Raw genomic sequence first — 20,221 nt, 5'->3', positions numbered from 1 at the left:
CAATTAGCCATTAGCCATTAGCCATTAGCCATTAGCTTACCTTTCCGAGTGATGTCTCGAACATAGCCAATTGCTAGGAAGTAAAGAAGGCCAACCCTCCTGCAAAGCTTCTATACAAACTGTCCTAACTGTCAACTGACAGTCTAGGAGTTCTACACCTGCTTTTTCAACCTGCTTATTACCAATCTTTAAAATTGATTCATCATTGAATTCAAACGTCTTATGACATTGCAGACAAACTAAATGATGATGGTGATGAGATTGAGGGAAATTAAGTTCATAATGTTTGTGACCCTCTGCCAGTTCTAATTCCCGCAAAATGCCAATATTCGCCATTAAATGCAGAGTTCGATACACAGTAGAAAGACCGATAGTTTCTCCTTGACTCTTCAAAATATTGTACAAATCTTCGGCACTTAAGTGATTGCCTTCTGGCAAATTTTGAAATACATTCAAAATAGTTTCTCGTTGAGGAGTCAAGCGACATCCTCTTTGATTAAGTTCAGCTTTGAGTGAGTTAGATTTGTAAAAAGACATCTCAAAATCCTCCAAACAAAATATTACGATTAAAACTTACTGCAACGTTGCTGACAAGCATTACAAGAACTAGTTCTTGGTTCAAAGTCAGAACAGCCAATAGCCTCCTCCGTACAAGCACTAAAAGGTCTTACCGTACATTTAAGGCGATAGTCATTAGTAAAAAACTCACAGTCAGAACAGGGAATTTTATGCAGCCGCGTGAGTTGGGAAATTCCCTCTCGTAATGCTTGCCAAACACTCCATAAAAATAGAACAAGTAGCGTCCAGGTACAGAAACAGTAAATTACAACATTCATAGATCAATTCTCTCAAGTTTATAAACAATTTCCATAAATCTTGATTAAGAAACAGAGTAAGGCAATTCGCCAAAACTCTGTTTCTGTAGCGGAAAACTAAAACAAGACTTACGTAAGCTGGACGTAACGCCGCCATCCTGGCGGTAAAGAAACCGCGTCTGTTGGCGGCATTACGGATAAATTTTATAAGTCCTGCTTTAGTTCACAACACCTCGCAAAATTGCATCAATCCCCGCAAAGTTTTCTAGCAGTAAATAAGCTAAGAAAGCTCCACTAGAACCGCCAAGAACAAAACCACCCCGGAATAAGCTCCAATCTTCAGGTGTTTTTTGCCAATAGAAAACATTGCCTTTTTCCCGCTTTCCATGCTCATAAATAGAAAGCAGCATTGCCAAAATTATCACTACTGCGAGGGTAGCAAGCAACCCAGCCAAAGGTGCTAAGCTCTTTTGTTGCAAAGGAAGCAATACTACAAAGATTCCCACTAGAAAATATCCGTGAGCCAAGCTGACCTCTAACCCTCTGACAATGGGAGATAAACCTTTGCGATAAATCGGTAAATTCCGCAAGAAAGTTACAGTCACATCAGAAAAGCTCATTGAACCCATTGCAGTTTCAACTTGAATATCGCTAGGAGATTGCTTCACAAACTCCCCAGAACGAAAATCAAATCCCACCGCTTTTGTCCGCACGCGCAGCGCGTGCCAAATGTGACCGCATAAGACTACAACTGCTAAGACAAAGTGAGCAGTTGCCAGCCAAGTCCGGGAAGAAATCACAACCGCATCAGGGTCAGTTAAACCCACAGGGCCGTAGAAAACCTCTGGATAAACGGTGTTATTTACGGTTACGAAATAGGCTGCCAAAAAGCCCATATAAGCCAGAGCACCTAAGCTGTAAGAAAGATAGGCTTCACCCGACCAAAACAACAGGCGCTCGGCCCAACGAAAAGGCTTAGTAAAGATGTGCCAAAAACCACCGCTAATACAGAGAATCCCCACCCAAATATGACCGCCGATGACATCTTCAAGATTGTTAACTGCGGCCATACCTTGCGAACCCCAGAAACCGAAGAGATAGCCAAAAATGCGGCCAGGATTGAGCGTAGGGTTAGAAATAACTCGGACATCTGCGGCAATGGGGTCATAAACACCGCCCCAAAACATGGCTTTCGCTACCAATAACCACGCACCTAAACCTAGCAGTAATAAGTGAATGCCAATGATAGTTGTCATCTTGTCTTTGTCTTCCCAGTCGTAACCGAAAGAGCCAAAAAAAGTATGATTTTTCGGTAAAATGCTAGGGCCAAGTAGGGAATGATAAAGACCGCCAGCACCGAGAACAGCAGAACTAATTAGGTGCAAAACACCGATGACAAAGTAAGGATAAGTATCGACAACTTGACCGCCCACGCCAACGCCAAAGCCTAACCGCGCTAAGTTGGGAAGCAAGATTAAACCTTGGTCAAACATCGGTTGTGCGGGGTTGAAATTGGAGAGCTCAAACAGAGTCATCGCCCCAGCCCAGAGTGTTATTAAGCCAGCATGAGCTACATGGGCTCCTAAAAGTAGTCCTGAAAGATTAGTGAAACGGGCATTTCCCGCCCACCAGCCATACTCTTGTTCTGGGTTTTCTGTTGGTGGTATTGATGTTGAATCAGCTATTGCTTGCATTTGTACTTAACTCCTAAATTGAGCAAAACTGAGGGATTATTGACCGCCCAGAATGGCGGCGTGACGATAGTTAACTGGCTGGATTCATCGCGACTTGGCGGCTTTCTGGCTGAATATCTTCGCGGGTGGGCTCGACAACTTTGCCTTGGCGGAAGTCAAATCCTGCGGCTCGCAAGGCGTGCCAAATATGCCCTTGTAACAGGAAGAAGGCCAGCCAGAAGTGCGCGTTTGCTAGCCAAACGCGAGAAGTGAGCATTTCGCCGCGATGGAAGTAAGGGAATTGCTCAAAACCGATATTTAAAGCCGGGCCAAAAAATTCTTCTGAGTAAACCAGGGTGTTAACTGAGACAAAATAGGTAGCGATGAACCCCATTAAGGCTAAGGCTCCCAGGCTGTAGGAAAGGTAAGCTTCCCCTGACCAGACAAACAGCCGTTTTGCCCAAGGGAAGGGTTGAGTGCTGATGTGCCAGAAACCGCCGCCAATGCAGAGGATGCTGACCCAAATGTGACCGCCGACGACATCTTCGAGGTTGTCAACTCCAGCAATCCAGTTTTTGCCGTTGACTCCGAAGAGGTAGCCGAAAATGGTGGCGGGGTTGAGGGTGGGATTGGAAATCACCCGCACGTTCTGGATTGTGGTATCATAAAGCCCACTAAAATACATGGCTTTGGCCACCAACAAGGCAGCACCTAGACCCAACAAAGTTAGGTGAATGCCGAGGATGGTGGTCATTTTGTCTGCGTCTTCCCAGCGATACCCGAAGAAGGGGGTTCTTTCTTCTAGGGTTTCGGGCCCTTTGAGGGAGTGAAAGATACCGCCGAAGCCGAGAAATGCTGAGCTAATCAGGTGGATGACTCCGATCGCGAAGTAGGGGTAGGTATCGACAATTTGACCCCCGGCTCCAACGCCAAAGCCGAGCCGCGCTAAGTTGGGCAGCAGGATTAAGCCTTGTTCGTACATGGGTTGCTCTGGGTTGAAGCGGGAGAGTTCAAATAGGGTGTAGGCTCCCGCCCAGAGGACGATTAGGCCTGCGTGGGCAACGTGGGCTCCCAGCAGTCGGCCGGAAAGGTTTGTTAAGCGGGCATTCCCCGCCCACCAGGGAAAGGATTTTCCTTCGCCTGGAAAGGATTTTGCGACCATGTTGGTCATGGGTTCACCTCTTGAGTCAGTAGGTTTTAAGCTGGTTAAAGCTTATTGAAATTAATAATCAATAATTTCCTCTGGTTTGTCAAGGGCTATTTATAAAATATTTCATTAGTTATGGGGTAAATTAGCTGTAATATATTTTAACAATGGCTTTAATACATACAAGCAAAGCGTTTTCGAGTCGTAAATGCTGAGTTGGTGGTTTTTAAGGCAAAAAAATTTTTTAGAGGTTATTGACAAATAATTTTAGTAAGTCTAGAGTGTTATTCAGATGGCTATGGATATGTTCCTCTCTGATAAGACAAGGTTAGAGAACAAGCTCGCTGCTGTTTGCGGTGGAAATTTTGCATAGGTGGGCAAACGGCTAGTTTTTCTAAACTTGGGAGTTAGGAAGCGAGAGTTTCGCGATCGCGGTTCCTTCGCTGTGGGCAGATGTTGCCAAATCCAGTTACATTTCCTTTCCAGCTCCAACACAAAAAGCCTGAGAGGTACAGCTCTCAGGCTCTTTTTTTCTTATGTGTAACGCTGAAGAATTAAAAATTAAAAATGCAAAACTAAAAATGCAACGCAAAGAAAATTAAAAGAGGTTTCACTTTTTTAATTTTTAATTTTTAATTTTTAATTTTTAATTTTTAATTCCTCCTTCTATTTAGTTCAAGCTCAACTGCACCAAAGTATCGGGCGCTAGGAAGTGAGCTAGATGATAAGCTCGCTCTTCTGTCTTGAGCAGGATTTTTTCGTATAAGTAGCGCGTACCGCGATCGCCTAAACTTTCCGCTTGTCCGGCTTGACGGCGTAACAAACTGATAATCGCTTGCTCCGCACTCAGATCGTGTTCGAGCATTTGGCGACAGGAATAAGCACCGTCAGCTTCCGGTTGAAAGCAACAGAGCTCTGCTAACTTACTAAAGCCAGCCGCAGGAATACCGCCCAACCCATTCAAGCGTTCGCCCAATTCGTGGACGTGATCTTGAGCGTCGCCGTAACTGTCTTCAAAAAACTGGTGGAGAGAGTAAAATTCCGCTCCCTCAACAACAAAATGGTGCTTTTGATATTGCAAGTAAAGGGCCTGAAAACTTGCCAGCAGAGCATTCATGCCTTCACAGACGGGAGCTGTGACTGAATGTTCGAGCAAAATTGGATTGTCGGCAAGGTGGCCAAACGGGCGCACTGCACTGTGAGTTTCAGCCATAGTCTGTTCCCTCTCAATAGGCAGAGTTTATTGCCAATCCGCTTAGTTTACCACGCTGAATCACGGAGTCAAGCTCAGCCAAGCAGGCTACTGGGAATACTTACAAGTTGGTAAATTTTTCTTGCAGGTCTATTGAGAATTACTCGCACTTGCGTTATAGTCTATAAAGTAACTATCTAACAGGCGTTCTGGAGAATCAGGACTTCATGGGAAGGAAGAATATACAGACAGAGAGTTAAATTTTTAAGATTTATACCTGCTGTCTTAACAATTATCCTTGAGCTACGCTCTTGTATATCCTTGTTTTTCCTTTCTCTCTCCCTGTCATCAGTCACAAAAATTAGTGCAAATGGATTTCATTTATGAATAAATCAGAGCTAGAATCAGAACCATGTCACATTGTTGAGGTCAGTTGGGTAGATCGCTGGCAAGTTTACCAGCGTTTGCAGGAGTTAGAGATTACCTGCTGGTGCGCTATTAACAAACCTTTGCGGGTGCAAATCAACAGTGCTCTGCAAGCTACTCAGTTAGAGAGTGTATTAAGGCAATATAGATCGCCCCGCTGGGAGTTGGAAGCCTGTTTGGAAGGGTGCTGGAAAAACAGCTAGTAGCGCTTGACTAGAGGCAAGCAATTTGAAACGTTAACTTATAACCAATCTAGAACCATGTGTAAATCACGCAAAGAAGTATCAGAATTCAGCCTTGAGGGGCAGATCGTCGGTTCTATTCTTGAAGATGGTTACAAACTCTCCTACTTGCGAATCGCCGCAGCATCGGGGGAGGAGTATGTCGTCAAAATTTCTAAAGAGTTGCGTAAGCGTAGCCAACCGGAGACATCGCCTCTGCTTCCAATCGCAAAGCGGGGTTTAGCGGTTCGGGTTGTAGGAGAGAAAAAACTCAACTTGGACAATGGCAAAACTAAACTGAAAGCTTATAGCATCACTCCCTTAATTGGTGGTAATTTCCAGGCTCCCAAGCCTCGAAGTTTCGAGGATATATCTATTGAAAAACTGGCTTCGGCTCTGTCTGTTTCCTGTGGCGATCGCTCTCCTATTATCCCTTGCCAAGGGGGAGATATTGACTCTGCCAAAAAGGTTACTCCCAAGGCAAATTGCCCTCAAGCTAAGGCTAAAATTTTGGTCTGTCAAAAGTCTGACTGCCAGAAGCGGGGCGGTAGAGCCATCTGTCAGGCCTTGGAAACTGCGTTAAGCGATCGCGGCTTGGAAGACCACGTAACTATTCAGGGAACGGGATGTCTTAAACAGTGCAAAGCAGGGCCAAACATTATTTTGATGCCCGATAAAACTCGCTATAGCCGCATCGAACCCGCAAAAATCCCTGGAATTATCGAAAAACATTTTGCTGTTAATGGTTAATAGTTAATTGTTAACTGTTAATTGTTAACTGTTAATTGTTAAACTGCCCGCATTAGGACGTTAATTAATTGCTGCAATTCCTTGGTATTATTCCTTTTTTCTTCAGCTATATATGGCTAAATCTCAATAAAAAAGCGGCAATTTTCAGCCGCTTTTTTAATTTTAACTAGATCGGGACTTAAACATTCTCGATGTTAAATCAAGGGAAAGAGAAAAACTTAACTACGCAAACGCTACGCTCAGTTACTCGCCTTAGCTAATGATAAAACATCCTAGTTATGTGCCTAAGTCCTATAGATGCTGCTGATACCTAGAAACTAAAGGTAGTCCGCAAAACACCTACAAAAATTGTGTCACTGTCCTCATTGTGATTCGGATTAGTAATCACAAAAACACCGGGAGTAATTGAGATAAAATCATTTACTTGGAAGCGATAGAAACCCTCGATGTGCAAGGAAGTTTCATCATCTTCTCGGCCGTCGCTATCCGTAACTTTTGGCGGTACACCCACGACGAAACCTAATAGGTTGCCTCGCCGACCTAAATCTGGGAATGCTAGAGTAATAGCCGCGTTCATAATTGTGGCTTCATCGTTACCTCCTCTTTCTTGGTTAGCGCGGGTGTAGCCGAACCAACCGCCCAGATTAAAGCGCGTACTGGGTTTCCAATTAAATTGAGCGCCAAAGTTATCTGAGGAGGTAGCGCCGCTTCCAAAAGGCTGTTCAGCTAAGTTACTACCCGTACCGCCACTAATACCGACACTGCCACTTCGGAAGTATTTATGGGCGTAAGTCAGGCCCACATCCAACCCTGACCCCAGAGAGAAGGCTAACTGACCAAGCGCAGTGTAGGAACCAGTGAAAACTCCCCGGCCTTCTTGGGGGTTAGGAGCATCCACATCATTAGCTAGGTAGGCTATCTGGGCCCGGAAGTTCCTGCTGAAAGAGTAATTGATACCCACACCAGCACCTTCAGGGCCTCTGTACACGGCGGGGTTACGCTGTCCAAATCGGGAAACGGCACCACCACCGCTGTTGTTGAAGGGAGTGATCGTTTCCGCAATGTCGTCGATGGAGAGTCCTTTCGGGCCAAACCAGACTGTAGCGCGACCTGCGGGGAAACGATACCACGCTTGGTCTAGTGTAAAGTTGTTGCCATCGTCACCGTCAAAGCCTAAGCGGGCCATGTTGGTATTGTTCGCTTCGGGGCGATCGTATCTGGCAACGTTCCTGGCTTGCAAGCGGGTTCTCAATAAGTCTCGACCAGTAAAGCTGGTGTTGAGGTTGAGCCGCACCCGATAGCCCAGGTTAGTGCTGGTGCTGTCATCGTTATCGTCATCCTCGTCGTCATTGAGAGAAATATCTCCCGCGTAGCTATCGCTGACGGCAAAGATCGCTTCTCCGCTCAGCTTGGTGGTGGTGGAGAACTGATTAGCTTCGAGTTCAGTTGTCCGTGCTTCTAGTGCGTCCACCCGTCCCCGTAAGGTAGCCAGTTCAGCGGCAAATTCTTCTTGCAGACGTTGTAGTATGGCTAAGTCTTCTTTGGTGACAAAGTTACCAGTAGCTCCACCGATCAGTCTGGTGATCTGGTCTAAGCAAGCGTTCAAACCTGCGGCAAATTCGTAACGAGTTAATGCTCGGTTGCCTCGAAATGTGCCGTCGGGATAACCTGCGATACAACCGTAGCGCTCGACTAGGGATTGTAAGGCTTGGAATGCCCAGTCTGTAGGCTGCACGTCAGACAACTGGGAAACAGATGTCACCTGAGCCATACCGCTTGATGACCCAGATGCTTGACCGCTGGGCTGCATTGAGGGCGATGCTGGTAGGATGGGCCCGCCCATGGGGGAAGTTGGCGCAGCGGCAGGGACTTGAGCTATTGGTTCAGGGAAGGCGGCGGGGGCTGGAGTTGCCGGAGCCGTCTGGAGCGAGGTGGTTGGAAGCGAGAGATTGGATGCTGAGGGTACGGTGCTAATTTCCAGGGGAGCAGGGGTACTCACTGGCGCGGTGGTAGCCGCATCTGGAATTAACTGGATGTCGCTCCCAAGAATCTGGGCATTACTGCTTGACTCTGTTGGTGCTTCGTTTTTAGTCTCTAGGGGGGTAACTGCTGCAATTTCCTCTGCTGGGGAAGCGCTGGTGTTTAGGGTCAGCGTTTCTGGGACGGCAATTGGTTCAGCAACAGTGAGATCGGAAGCTTGAGCTGTCGCTACCTGGGTGGTTTCAGGGGTTGTGGGCGCTTCTTGCGCGATCGCAGCGGCACAGATGATTGAAGACATCCCCAACATGGCTGGAGATGCTAGTAATAGATTCCAAAAAGTTTTATTCATTATTCCTCACGCCCTCACACTCAACATCTAAATTTAGAATCAAGTTCCAACTGCTAGGTTGTCTTGTTTCTTACTTGATTGACAATATTCTTTTACTGCCTGGAAGGTAACGGTGTCAAGCTTTTTAACCTGAGCTTAAAGCTGACAGCAACTTAAGGGTAATTTTCTCCATTTTTGGGGGAGCAAGGGAGAAAATTTAATTCCCACCAATTGACAGGGTTTTATTTTGAGTACCAGCCGCGTTTTGCTTGCCCCCCTGTGCGTTGCGTGACTGTTACTCGCTAGTGCGATCGCCTATTTTTAGACTTCTGCACAGATGCCCTGACTCATAACTGGGTATTTTAACATAATTTTATTTTAAGTCAACGATCTGAATCGAGGTTAGCGTTGCTTTACTGTCTGCACCTGCTAGGATTCTGGAAGATTGAAGGCCAATGCTCGATCTAAAAGTAGAGTTAAGGGATGGGGGCGATCGCGCTAGAAGTCAATGTGAGCTAGATTTAGACAAGATCGGCAACAATCGGTTTGGCTTTCTGCACCAATCTGCGGTTTTTGAGGACAACTTAGAACTTTCTATACTGGAAGGGACAACCAAGATTATTTGTGTTATACTCTTTCATAGTTATGTTTTCTAATAATTATGAAAAGCCAATTACAGTTTTTCATCATTGTTTTATTGGTAATAGGAATATGTTTTCGGTTTACTAATCTTGGCAATAAATTTTATTGGTACGATGAAGTTTTTACTTCTCTGCGAGTATCTGGCTACACAGAAGTAGAAGTATTGAGCCAAGTAGCTAACGGTCGCGTAATTGCTGCTAAAGATTTAATGCAATATCAGCAACCTAATTCTGAAAAAAACCTCGCAGATACAATTAGAGGTCTAGCAGTAGAAGAACCTCAACTCCCCCCGCTATATTTTATAATTACCAGATTTTGGGTACAAATATTCGGTAGCTCTCCCACCAGTACAAGAAGTTTCTCAGCTTTGATTAGCCTACTTACTTTTCCTGGTATCTATTGGTTGTGTCAAGAATTATTTTCAGCCCCGAAAGTGCCATGGCTTGCAGTTGGATTAGTAGCCGTTTCTCCCTTCCATTTGCTCTACGCTCAAGAAGCACGTCCCTATAGTTTGTGGGCAGTAATAATTTTGCTCTCCAGTGCTTCACTCCTACGAGCTTTACGGCTTCAAACTTGGCTCAGTTGGAGCCTGTATGCGGTAAGCTTAGCTTTGGGGCTTTACACTCACTTATTTACAGGTTTAGTTGCTATCGGTAGTGGCATTTATGTATTTGTCGAGGCCAATTTTCACCTAACCAAAAGAGTAATTGCTTGGGTAATAGCATCTGTTGCAGCTTTAATTACCTTCCTACCTTGGCTAGCGATTTTAGTTACTAATAAATTGGCGGCAACCGTAGCAACTGCCTGGTCAGACTTAGAGATAAATAGGCTGTCATTATTGAATAATTGGGCGGCGAATATCGGACGTATATTTATAGATTTTGGTCTAACATCTAAATCTCCTTTATTATATTTAATTCCGTTAACGCTAGCAACTTTTATTTTATTAATTATGGTGGGATATGGGATTTATTTTTTATGCCTAGATACTCCCAAACGAGCTTGGATTTTTGTAGCGATATTGATTAGCTCTTGCGCTGTGCCACTAATGTTAGTAGATATAATAGATCGAAGTATAATATCTACTAAGAGCCGATATTTATTTCCGACTTACATGGGGATTGAAATCGCTGTTGCTTACCTGTTGGCAACTAAACTTACCATGCCATCTACAAAAGACTGGAAACTGCAAGTGTGGAGAGCAATTACTATTCTACTGCTAGGGAGCGGCTTGGTATCCTCGGCACTCAGCCTGCAAGCTGATAATTGGTGGAATAAGGAATCCGGCAGACAAAATCCCCAAATGGCTCGCATAGTTAATGAAACCCAAAAACCCCTTGTGCTTAGCGATACATCTAATATTTCTCTCGGTCAAATACTATCGATGAGTTATTTATTCGCGCCCAAAGTGAGTATGCAATTGTTTCACCTAGATTCCTCAATACCAACTAAAATTAAATTAGTAGAGGAACAAACAAGCGCTAAAATCGTCAGCGCTTTTAGCGATGTGTTTATATACGGAAACCCTGACAAACTGCGCTCTGGACTTGAGCAAGAAGGTAAGTATAAAATCGAGGCTGTTGACTTAGGGGAAACCCAGAAAATATTGTTTTGGAAATTAGTAAAATCGTGAGGTATATATGGAAGACTTTGGCATTATCATCGCCTGTTGCGACCAAGATTATCTTTTTGCTAAAGGTTGCTGTGCCAGCATCCGGTATTTCTTGGGGGATGTTCCGATTTGTTTGCTGATTGATGGCTCGTTTTCAGTGGCCCCCCTAGAAAAGTCCTATGGAGTGCGTGTTATCAATCACGATAATGTATCGAGCGAACTTCTGAGGAAGAAAAGTTTTGGCTGGGGAAAAACTAAAATGATTGCATTTTGGGAAAGTCCTTGGTCGAATTTTCTGGTATTAGATGCGGATACAATTGTCTGGGGAGATATTCTTCAGTTTGCCGATTTTAATAATTTTGATTTTGTTATTGACCAGACTGAGGCCAATTACTCAGATGCAGATATTTCTAAGTTTTTCTTTGATGTTCCGGGGATTGAGAAGCATTTTCCAGATTTTCGCTGGCAAGATTACCGCTCTCGCTATTTCTGCACGGGTACTTTCTTTGCTAAGCGGGGAATTTTCAGCTTGGATGAGTATGTAGAAATTTTGGATTTCATTGCTCAGTATCCAGGGATATTTAAGTATGGAGAGATGGGATTTTTGAACTTTATGATTTCCCGTGCGGCTCAGGAAGGTAGAGCGCGGGTGCAGAATGTAGATATGCAATTGTTAGTGCCAGATTTTGACCAGAATTTACTGAGAAAAAGGTTCCCAATTGAGGCGGCGGGGCCCGGAGGTGATGCTGCCGCGACTGTGATTCACTGGTGTGGGCCGAAGCCTACTCTTTCTACTTCTGAAGTTTACTCGGAACCGATGAATTTCTGTCGGCGTAAGTGCCAGGAGGATGCTTGGGGAAGGACTGGTTTAGAGGCGGAGATGGCTTTAACAACTGAGGATTTACAGCGGACTTTTTATGTTTATAAGAATAAGTTCAAGAAAAAGTTTCGCCAGTTGGTAGGTAAGTAGTATTGAGGCAGGAGGCAGGAGTTGGTGAGGGGTAAGCCGAAAGCCCGCCAGGGGTTAAAACCCCCGTCTAATAGCTAAAGTCCTCTGAAGAGGACTAAAGAAAATTGTTAAATTCATTAGTCCTCTTCAGAGGACTTGATCTTTGAGACAGGGGTTTTAACCCCTGTCGGACTAAGGGTTTGAGCCTAAGTTGACACCTATGGGGCACTACCCCTACAAAATCGCGGTTTTTCCGAGAATAAAACCGCGCTGGGCTGGAGGGTTATATCTTTTCAAAAATGGGATACCCTCAAAGCTTCAACCAACTTTTCAATATGTACTGACTTATGAGTTGCCATCAGGGAGACGCGAATGCGGCTAGAATTAACAGTTGGAGGTCGAATTGCGGGTGCGAAAATTCCCTGTTCTTTCAATTGTTTTCCTACTGCTAAAGCTTGAGCTGCATCTTTTAATAGAAAGCAAAAAATTGGGGAATATGAATGGGTAATTGCTGATTGGTAATTCTCTTTACTTTCACTTTCTAAATTGCGGTGAAGATTCCAGTCAGGATGATTTTTATCTGTACTCTTCCAGTTAGGAATCTGCCGATCGAGCAAGGTTTTAAGACTTTCCACATTTTCCCATAATTTGTGGCGCAAGTGTGGTTCTGCGCGGACAATATTTACAGCTTTTAAAGCAGCAGCCGTGTCTGCCGGTGTCAATCCTGTGGTATAAATCCAACTAGGCGCTCGATTACGGAGAAAGTCAATTAATGAGCTAGAACCAGCAACATACCCGCCTAAACTTCCTAAAGCTTTACTGAGAGTTCCAACCTGAATTAATGGTTTCCCAGTACAACCGAAATGCTCGACGCAACCCGCACCATTCTCACCAAAAACTCCTGTAGCGTGCGCCTCATCTACTAATAGCATACAGCTAAATTCTTCAGCTATTGCCAATAATTCTGGCAAGGGACATAAATCACCGTCCATGCTAAAAACAGTATCGGTAAGAATTAAACAACGGCGGTAACGAGTGCGTTCTTCCAACTTTGTTCTTAAATCCTTAAGATCGCAATGATTGTACTCTAATACAGTCGCGCCGCTGAGTATCGCGCCGTTTTTAAGGCTAGAATGATTGTAGCGATCCGATAAAATTAGATCCCGCTTATTTACAAGAGATGCAATCGCACCTAAGTTAGCAAGATAACCCGAACTAAATACAATTGCATCTTCCGTTTGTTTAAAAGATGCAATCGCCAATTCTAAATCTCTATGTAACTGGCGATGTCCACTCAGCAATCGCGAACCAGAACTCCCCGTTCCCAATTCTTTAACAGCAGAAATTGCTGCTTGAATTAGCCTTTCATCACCCGCCAATCCCAGATAATCATTGCTAGCAAAGTTGACAAGTTCGCGACCTTCTAGCAAAATTGTAGCACCGGGGCGGCCGTGAATCGTTTGCACCGACCGATACCATTCAGCTCGGTGAATAGTAGCCAGAGAATTATCTATCCAAGCGTAAGCGTCAGCAGGCATAGTGGAAAAGTCCGGGAAATACGTTATATTATCTGATGTTAACTTCCCCCTCATCTGAGAAACTTATGCGAAGCCCTAAAAAATACAGGTTAGTCACCCGCAGCGATTTTGATGGTCTTGTCTGTGCCGTTCTCTTAAAGGAACTGGACATGATTAATGAAATTAAGTTTGTCCATCCTAAAGATATGCAGGATGGAAAAATTGAAGTGACAAGTAATGATATTACCACAAATTTGCCATACATCGAAGGAGTTTATTTAGCCTTCGACCATCACCTCAGCGAAACTATCAGAAATCAGGACATTCAAGATAACCATATTATCGATCCAGATGCACCATCGGCGGCGAGAGTATTGTATAGTTATTATGGCGGCAAAGAAAAGTTTACTGAGATTTCTGAAGCGATGATGGAGGCAGTTGATAAATCGGATTCTGCCCAATTTTCTCAAGAAGAAGTTTTGCATCCTGAAAATTGGGTGTTGTTAAATTTTTTGATGGATGCGAGGACGGGGTTGGGGAGATTTCGGGAGTTTAGAATCTCGAATTATCAGCTAATGATGCAATTGATAGATTACTGCAAAGCTCATTCTATTCAGGAAATATTGCAATTGCCAGATGTGAAGGAGAGAGTTGACCTTTACTTTGAGCAAGAAGAGAAGTTTAAAGATCAAATCCAGCGATGTGCAAAGGTTTATCAGAATTTGGTAGTCTTAGATTTGCGGAATGAAGAGGTGATTTATGCGGGCAACAGATTTACAATTTATGCTTTGTTCCCAGAATGCAATATATCAATTCATGTACTTTGGGGACTGAAGCAACAAAATACAGTTTTTGCAGTTGGCAAGTCAATTTTTAACAAAACTTCTCAGACAAATATAGGGGAGTTAATGTTGAAATACGGCGGCGGCGGACATCAGAATGCAGGGACTTGTCAGATAGATAATGACAAAGCAGAGGAAGTTTTAAAAGAGTTGATCGCACAAATTAATCAGAATGGTTAATTAACATTGCTGGTAACGCCGCCCTCTGGGTAGTAAAAGAACCACCGGGACGGCGGCGTTACAAAGTTGAATGAGTGAATTTAAGAGACCTCATTTTCTGGGGAAGGTTCGTTATTCCTAATTTCAGCACTCTTGCCTTTAACGGGTGGTAATTGTTCCACTAAACCCATGTCGAAAGCAGTATCTGGTAAATCTCCAACAATATATCTCCCTGGTTCAAACAATCGTCCAGGTGTAAAACAGGGCTGTTTGAGTTGAACTACTTCACCAGGGGCAAACATTCCTCGCCACATTTTCCGCTCAATTCCCATGATTTTGCGCTCCTAAAATAATTAGCAATAGTAATAGTTGTAGCCGGAGGTTGGGTGTAACGAAGTGAAACCCAACATCAGAATTGTAGCAATACTTTTCATAATTGGGATCGAATTGCAACAGTAAATCAAAATAAAAACAGGACTGACACACCCAACCAAAGAAACCGGGTTTTTTTACGAAAATATTTCGCCCTTACCCACAGATTCTCTCAAAAACCCGGTTTCTGGGACGACCTGCGTAAGTCCTAAAACGCAATCTTACCTCTGTTTCTTCCCATCCCTGCGTCCAAACGGCCCCCTTCTATGGCACTCTAAAAAGCAGGAGACACAAATCAGAGATTTTCGCTACAAAAATCTACCCTGCATACCATGCAAACCTTACCCAACCCAACCAAACCCGCATCAAGCCAACCCACCTTTGACACCACCATCCACCGCCGCAAAACCCGGCCGGTCAAAGTCGGTAGCGTCACCATCGGCGGTGGCTACCCCATCGTCGTTCAGTCGATGATTAACGAAGATACCCTCGATATCGACGGTTCAGTAGCCGGAATCCGCCGCCTCCACGAGATTGGCTGCGAAATCGTCCGCGTCACCGTTCCCAGCATGGCCCACGCCAAAGCCTTAGCCGAAATTAAGCAAAAACTGCACGCAACCTACCAAGTAGTACCTCTCGTAGCCGATGTCCACCACAATGGCATGAAAATTGCTCTAGAAGTGGCCAAGCACGTAGACAAAGTGAGAATTAATCCGGGACTATATGTATTTGAAAAGCCGAAAGCTGATAGAAGCGAGTACACCCCAGACGAATTTGAAGAAATTGGCGCAAAAATCCGCGAAACCTTAGAGCCTTTGGTAGTTTCCCTCCGCGATCAAGGCAAAGCGATGCGAATCGGGGTTAATCACGGTTCCCTCGCCGAACGGATGCTGTTTACTTATGGCGATACGCCTGAAGGGATGGTAGAATCCGCCTTAGAATTTATCAAAATTTGCGAATCCTTGGATTTTCGCAATATCGTAATTTCTATGAAAGCCTCGCGAGTACCTGTAATGTTGGCTGCCTATCGGTTGATGGCCCGCAGGATGGACGAGCACGGCATGGATTATCCTCTACATTTAGGCGTTACAGAAGCTGGCGATGGCGAATACGGTCGGATTAAGTCCACCGCTGGTATTGCTACATTGTTAGCTGATGGCATTGGCGACACGATTCGCGTCTCACTTACGGAGGCCCCGGAGAAAGAAATTCCTGTTTGTTACAGCATTCTGCAAGCCTTGGGATTGCGGAAAACAATGGTAGAATATGTGGCTTGCCCTTCCTGCGGTCGCACATTGTTTAATTTGGAAGAAGTTCTGCACAAAGTGAGAGAAGCTACTAAACATCTCACAGGTTTGGATATCGCAGTAATGGGCTGTATTGTCAATGGGCCGGGGGAAATGGCCGATGCTGATTATGGTTATGTGGGGAAACAGGCGGGTTATATTTCTCTATATCGCGGTCGGGAAGAGATTAAGCGAGTGCCTGAAGATCGAGGTGTAGAAGAGTTGATTAATTTGATTAAATCAGATGACCGTTGGGTAGATCCGTAGGTAAGGAATAGCTAGGGGCTAGGGGCTAGGGAAAAGAAATATTTAATAGGACTTTGGGGCTAGTGTACAACTTTATCCTTCTTTCGTCTAGTCCGACAGGGGTTAAAACCCCTGTCTCAAAGATCGAGTCCTCTGAAGAGGACTAAGAAAACTTTTAAATTTAGTTAGTCCTCTTCAGAGGACTTAATTTATTAGCCAGAGACTTAAGTCCCTAGCGGGCTTTCAGATGGCAGTTGACACCAATGCACACCACACCAACCCCCTACTCCACAGTCACAGACTTCGCCAAATTCCTCGGTTGATCCACATCCAAACCCCGCCGCGCCGCAATGTGATAAGCCAGCAATTGCAAGGGAATTACTGTCAAAATTGGCGACAGTAACTCATCCACCATCGGTACAGGCAAAACATCGTTAAAAACATCGCCCCCAGTCAAAAGTTCCTTCGGCATTACCCCAATTAAACGGGCATCTCGCGCCTTAGCTTCCTGGGCATTAGAAAGCACCTTTTCATAAACACTACCAGGCATAGCGATCGCCACCACCGGCACTTTAGCATCCAATAAGGCAATCGGCCCGTGTTTCATCTCCCCTGCTGGATAACCCTCAGCATGAATATAACTAATTTCCTTCAACTTCAAAGCCCCTTCCAAAGCAATAGGAAAATTAATTCCTCGCCCTAAAAAGATAAAATCGCGCGTTTCATTGAACTCGTGGGAAAGTTCCTCAATCTGCCTTTCCTGAATCTCTAAAAACCTCTCCATTGCGATCGGTAACTGTCGCAAACCTGCCATGATTTCTTTCAATCTACTTTCGGTGATAGTTTGCCGCTGATAAGCCAAATCTAAAGCCAAGCAATAAAATGCCATCAATTGACCTACAAAAGTCTTAGTAGCGGCAACGCCTATTTCCATTCCAGCATGAGTATTAATAATATGCGGAATTGTATGACCTAGAGAGCTTTCCGGCCGATTAGTAATACCCAGCATTCTAGCTCGAAATTTGTCAGTAAAACCAGCACGGCGCTGTTCTTCCATGCCCAAAGCTGCCAGCGTATCGGCAGTTTCGCCAGACTGAGTAACACCAATTGTCAGAGTATTTGCCATCAATGGTGCCGGTGCATAGCGATATTCAGAAGCATATTGCACCGTTGTGGGAATATTTGCTAACTGTTCTAAAAGATATTTTCCTACTAGAGAAGCGTGCCAAGAAGTGCCGCAAGCTAAAATAGAAATATGTTCTAAATCAGCGCATAATTCTACTGGTAAACCTAGATTAATTGGCGATCGCCCATTTCCCATCCACTCGCTATCGGCGTAAGCTTCCAAACAATCGCGCACAACTGTAGGCTGTTCGTAAATTTCCTTGTGCATGAAGTGCTTAAAGCCCTGTTTTTCAACCAGAATCGGGTTCCATCCCAATATCCGAGGGCTTTTTTTCAGCTTCTCACCAGCAAAGTTATAAACTTCAACACCCATCGGCGTTAACCTCGCCAATTCCCCATTTTCCAAAGATAGTACGGCGCGGGTGTGCGCTACCAATGCGGGCGTATCAGAAGCACAGAAAAATTCTCCAGAACCAAAGCCAATGACTAGAGGAGCGTGCTGTCTCGCTACAATTAACTCATCGGGATAGTCAGCGCAAAGAACTGCGATCGCAAACGCCCCCTGCAATTGATTCACCGCCGCTAACACCGCCTCTAAAAAAGCCTCTGAATCGCGCAATTCTAAGGAATCAGCACTCCCCGTCTCCCCCTCTGCCTCCTGCCTCCTGCCTTCTGCCATCAACTCAGCAATTAAATTCGGGATGACCTCAGTATCCGTCTCCGAGATAAACTTATGTCCCTTAGCCTTGAGATCTTCCCGTAACTCCCAATAATTTTCTACAATCCCATTCTGGACTACTGCCACCTGGCGATCGCTATCCAGATGCGGGTGGGCGTTATACTCCTCTGGCTTCCCGTGAGTCGCCCAGCGAGTGTGCCCAATGCCAATCGCGGCTGGAGTTTCCGCCCCAGCTAACTTTTCCCGCAGATTATGCAGTTTACCCTTCGCACGCACGCAATTAATTTGTCCTTCCCAGATCGTAGCGAGGCCAGCCGAATCGTAGCCCCGGTATTCCAGTTTTTCCAACCCCGCCAGTAAAATTTCACTTGCTGCTTGGGTGCCGATATAGCCAACGATTCCGCACATTTAAGGTAAAACTCCTGCTGAGGGCATCATAATCCAACCTACAAGGCGTGTAGGGAAACCGTCAATTGATTTTAGACTGAACTTTTACTGTAGTGAATTATCCCCCTAAAAGTAAACCCCGTAGAAATAATGATTTTCCGGGGCTTACAAGTGCGATCGCGCGATCGCACTTGTAAGCGCCTGGTTGTTCTGGGCTATATTGGATTTACCGGTGACAATAGGTATGCAGTTGCCCTTGAGTGGTAAAACTTCTTATTAAGAAGAACTAAAAAGCTGGGTTTATAAACATTCTTCCCTCTACCTCCTACCCTCTGCCTCCTGCCTCTGTCTTCCGCCTCCTACCTCCTGCCCTCTGCCTCCTGCCTTCTTATGACAGACCAACCCCGCACCCGCCAGGAATTATACGATCGCATCCGAGAAATTGGTAGAGAAGAATTCATTCTGGAAGAAATGATCCGCTATGGATTTTGGCCCGCCCAAGGCGAAATTCCCCAAGATCCCGCCGATGAAATTCGTCGTGAAGGAGAAATTAGGCGAGAACTTAATGAACTCCAGCAGCAAAGTCGTCAACTCCAAAATGAAAAGACACTCCGCAAACAAGCACTTCAGCAACGGTTAGCAGAATCGCGGCGAAAGCAGCAGGAAACAAAAGAACGCCGGGAAAGAGAAAGACAACAAAAAGCTGAGAATTGGCAACAGCGAAAACAGCAAGAAATCCTCTATCTTGGCGATGGTATCTCCGGCGGATTAAATAACTTTAACGCCGAGATCGAACGCTTACAAAGCTATGGATTACCCATTTGCAATACCGCCGAACAAATTGCCGCCGCCATCAACATTAACATCGGAGAATTACGCTTTCTAGCTTTTTCGCGCAAAACTTCTACAATCTCCCACTATATCCGCTTCAAAATCCCTAAGAAAACAGGAGGCGATCGCCTCATTTCTGCACCCATGCCGCGCCTTAAAAAAGCACAGCATTGGATTCTTGCTAATATACTAGAAAAAATGGAACTGCACACAGCAGCTCACGGCTTTCGTCCCCACCATTCAATCGTTACAAACGCCTTACCTCATGTCAAAGCAGAAGTTATTATCAACTTCGACCTCAAAGACTTTTTCCCATCAATTTCTTATAAGCGAGTCAAAGGACTTTTTCAATCCTTCGGCTATGCAGAAGCCGCCGCTACAATTTTTGGTTTGCTGTGTACAGAACCAGAAATTGAACAAGTAGAACTAGACGGCAAAACATACTTTGTAGCATTAACAGAACGCCACTTACCTCAAGGTTCGCCCGCCAGTCCAGCCATTACAAATCTACTATGTCGCCGTCTCGATAACCGCCTGACTACAATGGCTGAAGACTTGGGATTTGTTTACACCCGCTACGCCGATGACCTAACATTTTCAGCTTCAGGTGATAGCCTTCGCTATATTTGTAACATTCTTAAACGCACAGAATCGATTGTAGCACATGAGGGATTTACTATTAATCAACAAAAAACTAGAATCCTGCGAAAGAATCGACAACAAGAAGTTACCGGCATTGTAGTTAATGACCGCCCCAGTATTGCTAAAAAAGAGCTAAAACGCTTTCGTGCTACCTTATATCAAATAGAAAAAGATGGCCCCGAAGGTAAACGCTGGGGTAATTCTTCCGATGTCATTGCCTCAATTCAAGGTTTTGCTAACTTTGTGGCAATGGTCGATCCTGAAAAAGGTAGGGAATTTCAAAAACAGGTTAAACAAATTAAAGAAAAATTGAGGTAAAGATGAAATACTAATTCAATTAAATGAGAGAATAGGAAACGGGAAAAGAAAATATCCCACAATGTAAAATCAAAATCTAAAA

The 20,221-nt window shown here is 44.7% G+C and carries 17 protein-coding genes; 8 read left to right on the top strand and 9 right to left on the bottom strand.

Annotated elements, in window-relative coordinates:
• Window positions 1-36: 36 nt before the first annotated feature.
• The 5 genes from PN499_RS14850 to dpsA form a co-directional block, all read right to left on the bottom strand.
• On the bottom strand, window positions 37-537 hold the full coding sequence (locus tag PN499_RS14850; protein WP_272032764.1) for a transcriptional repressor: 501 nt from the start codon (window positions 535-537) through the stop codon (window positions 37-39).
• A gap of 29 nt (window positions 538-566) precedes the next feature.
• Window positions 567-836: a hypothetical protein gene (locus tag PN499_RS14845; RefSeq protein ID WP_272032763.1), complete on the bottom strand. Its 270-nt coding sequence runs from the start codon at window positions 834-836 to the stop codon at window positions 567-569.
• A gap of 197 nt (window positions 837-1,033) precedes the next feature.
• The gene (locus PN499_RS14840) at window positions 1,034-2,509 is read right to left on the bottom strand and encodes a chlorophyll a/b binding light-harvesting protein (protein WP_272032762.1); all 1,476 of its coding nucleotides are present in this window, start codon (window positions 2,507-2,509) and stop codon (window positions 1,034-1,036) included.
• Between the two features lie 70 nt (window positions 2,510-2,579).
• Window positions 2,580-3,659, bottom strand: coding sequence for a chlorophyll a/b binding light-harvesting protein (locus tag PN499_RS14835; protein ID WP_272032761.1), 1,080 nt, complete (start codon window positions 3,657-3,659; stop codon window positions 2,580-2,582).
• Window positions 3,660-4,305: 646 nt separating this feature from the next.
• Window positions 4,306-4,848 (bottom strand): DNA starvation/stress protection protein DpsA, encoded by a 543-nt coding sequence (gene dpsA / locus PN499_RS14830; protein WP_272032760.1) that lies wholly within the window; start codon window positions 4,846-4,848, stop codon window positions 4,306-4,308.
• 362 nt (window positions 4,849-5,210) lie between these two features.
• Here dpsA and PN499_RS14825 point away from each other — a divergent pair, with 362 nt between their 5' ends.
• Entirely contained in the window at window positions 5,211-5,456 is a 246-nt protein-coding gene (locus PN499_RS14825; protein ID WP_272032759.1) for an Asr1405/Asl0597 family protein, read from the top strand.
• A 57-nt stretch (window positions 5,457-5,513) separates the two neighbouring features.
• Entirely contained in the window at window positions 5,514-6,224 is a 711-nt protein-coding gene (locus PN499_RS14820) for a (2Fe-2S) ferredoxin domain-containing protein (protein ID WP_272032758.1), read from the top strand.
• Between the two features lie 310 nt (window positions 6,225-6,534).
• Here the strand turns inward: PN499_RS14820 and PN499_RS14815 are convergent, their stop codons facing one another.
• Window positions 6,535-8,553, bottom strand: a complete 2,019-nt coding sequence (locus tag PN499_RS14815; RefSeq protein ID WP_272032756.1) for an iron uptake porin — start codon at window positions 8,551-8,553, stop codon at window positions 6,535-6,537.
• 434 nt (window positions 8,554-8,987) lie between these two features.
• On the opposite strand from PN499_RS14815, the gene PN499_RS14810 reads away from it, so the two are divergent.
• The 3 genes from PN499_RS14810 to PN499_RS14800 are packed head-to-tail and all read left to right on the top strand — an operon-like array spanning window position 8,988 to window position 11,756.
• Window positions 8,988-9,188, top strand: a complete 201-nt coding sequence (locus tag PN499_RS14810; protein WP_272032755.1) for a hypothetical protein — start codon at window positions 8,988-8,990, stop codon at window positions 9,186-9,188.
• A 5-nt stretch (window positions 9,189-9,193) separates the two neighbouring features.
• Window positions 9,194-10,807, top strand: a complete 1,614-nt coding sequence (locus PN499_RS14805) for a glycosyltransferase family 39 protein (protein WP_272032754.1) — start codon at window positions 9,194-9,196, stop codon at window positions 10,805-10,807.
• 7 nt (window positions 10,808-10,814) lie between these two features.
• Entirely contained in the window at window positions 10,815-11,756 is a 942-nt protein-coding gene (locus tag PN499_RS14800) for a hypothetical protein (RefSeq protein WP_272032752.1), read from the top strand.
• Between the two features lie 272 nt (window positions 11,757-12,028).
• Here the strand turns inward: PN499_RS14800 and bioF are convergent, their stop codons facing one another.
• On the bottom strand, window positions 12,029-13,273 hold the full coding sequence (gene bioF / locus PN499_RS14795) for an 8-amino-7-oxononanoate synthase (RefSeq protein WP_272032751.1): 1,245 nt from the start codon (window positions 13,271-13,273) through the stop codon (window positions 12,029-12,031).
• Between the two features lie 65 nt (window positions 13,274-13,338).
• Here bioF and PN499_RS14790 point away from each other — a divergent pair, with 65 nt between their 5' ends.
• Window positions 13,339-14,274, top strand: coding sequence for a DHH family phosphoesterase (locus PN499_RS14790; protein ID WP_272032750.1), 936 nt, complete (start codon window positions 13,339-13,341; stop codon window positions 14,272-14,274).
• A gap of 80 nt (window positions 14,275-14,354) precedes the next feature.
• On the opposite strand, the gene PN499_RS14785 is transcribed toward PN499_RS14790, so the two are convergent.
• The gene (locus tag PN499_RS14785) at window positions 14,355-14,585 is read right to left on the bottom strand and encodes a hypothetical protein (protein WP_272032749.1); all 231 of its coding nucleotides are present in this window, start codon (window positions 14,583-14,585) and stop codon (window positions 14,355-14,357) included.
• 372 nt (window positions 14,586-14,957) lie between these two features.
• On the opposite strand from PN499_RS14785, the gene ispG reads away from it, so the two are divergent.
• Entirely contained in the window at window positions 14,958-16,178 is a 1,221-nt protein-coding gene (ispG, locus tag PN499_RS14780; RefSeq protein WP_272032748.1) for a (E)-4-hydroxy-3-methylbut-2-enyl-diphosphate synthase, read from the top strand.
• A gap of 262 nt (window positions 16,179-16,440) precedes the next feature.
• On the opposite strand, the gene glmS is transcribed toward ispG, so the two are convergent.
• Window positions 16,441-18,369 carry a glutamine--fructose-6-phosphate transaminase (isomerizing) gene (gene glmS, locus PN499_RS14775; protein ID WP_272032747.1) on the bottom strand — a complete coding sequence of 643 codons (1,929 nt, stop codon included), beginning with the start codon at window positions 18,367-18,369 and terminating at the stop codon, window positions 16,441-16,443.
• A gap of 369 nt (window positions 18,370-18,738) precedes the next feature.
• Between glmS and PN499_RS14770 the strand changes: the two genes are divergently transcribed.
• Window positions 18,739-20,139 (top strand): reverse transcriptase family protein, encoded by a 1,401-nt coding sequence (locus tag PN499_RS14770; protein WP_272032746.1) that lies wholly within the window; start codon window positions 18,739-18,741, stop codon window positions 20,137-20,139.
• The last annotated feature ends 82 nt before the right edge of the window (window positions 20,140-20,221 follow it).

This window comes from Kamptonema animale CS-326 (genome assembly GCF_028330895.1).
GTDB lineage: Bacteria > Cyanobacteriota > Cyanobacteriia > Cyanobacteriales > Microcoleaceae > Kamptonema > Kamptonema formosum.
The sequence above is the reverse complement of the archived record's forward strand: the minus strand, read 5'-3'. Positions and strand labels throughout refer to the sequence as shown.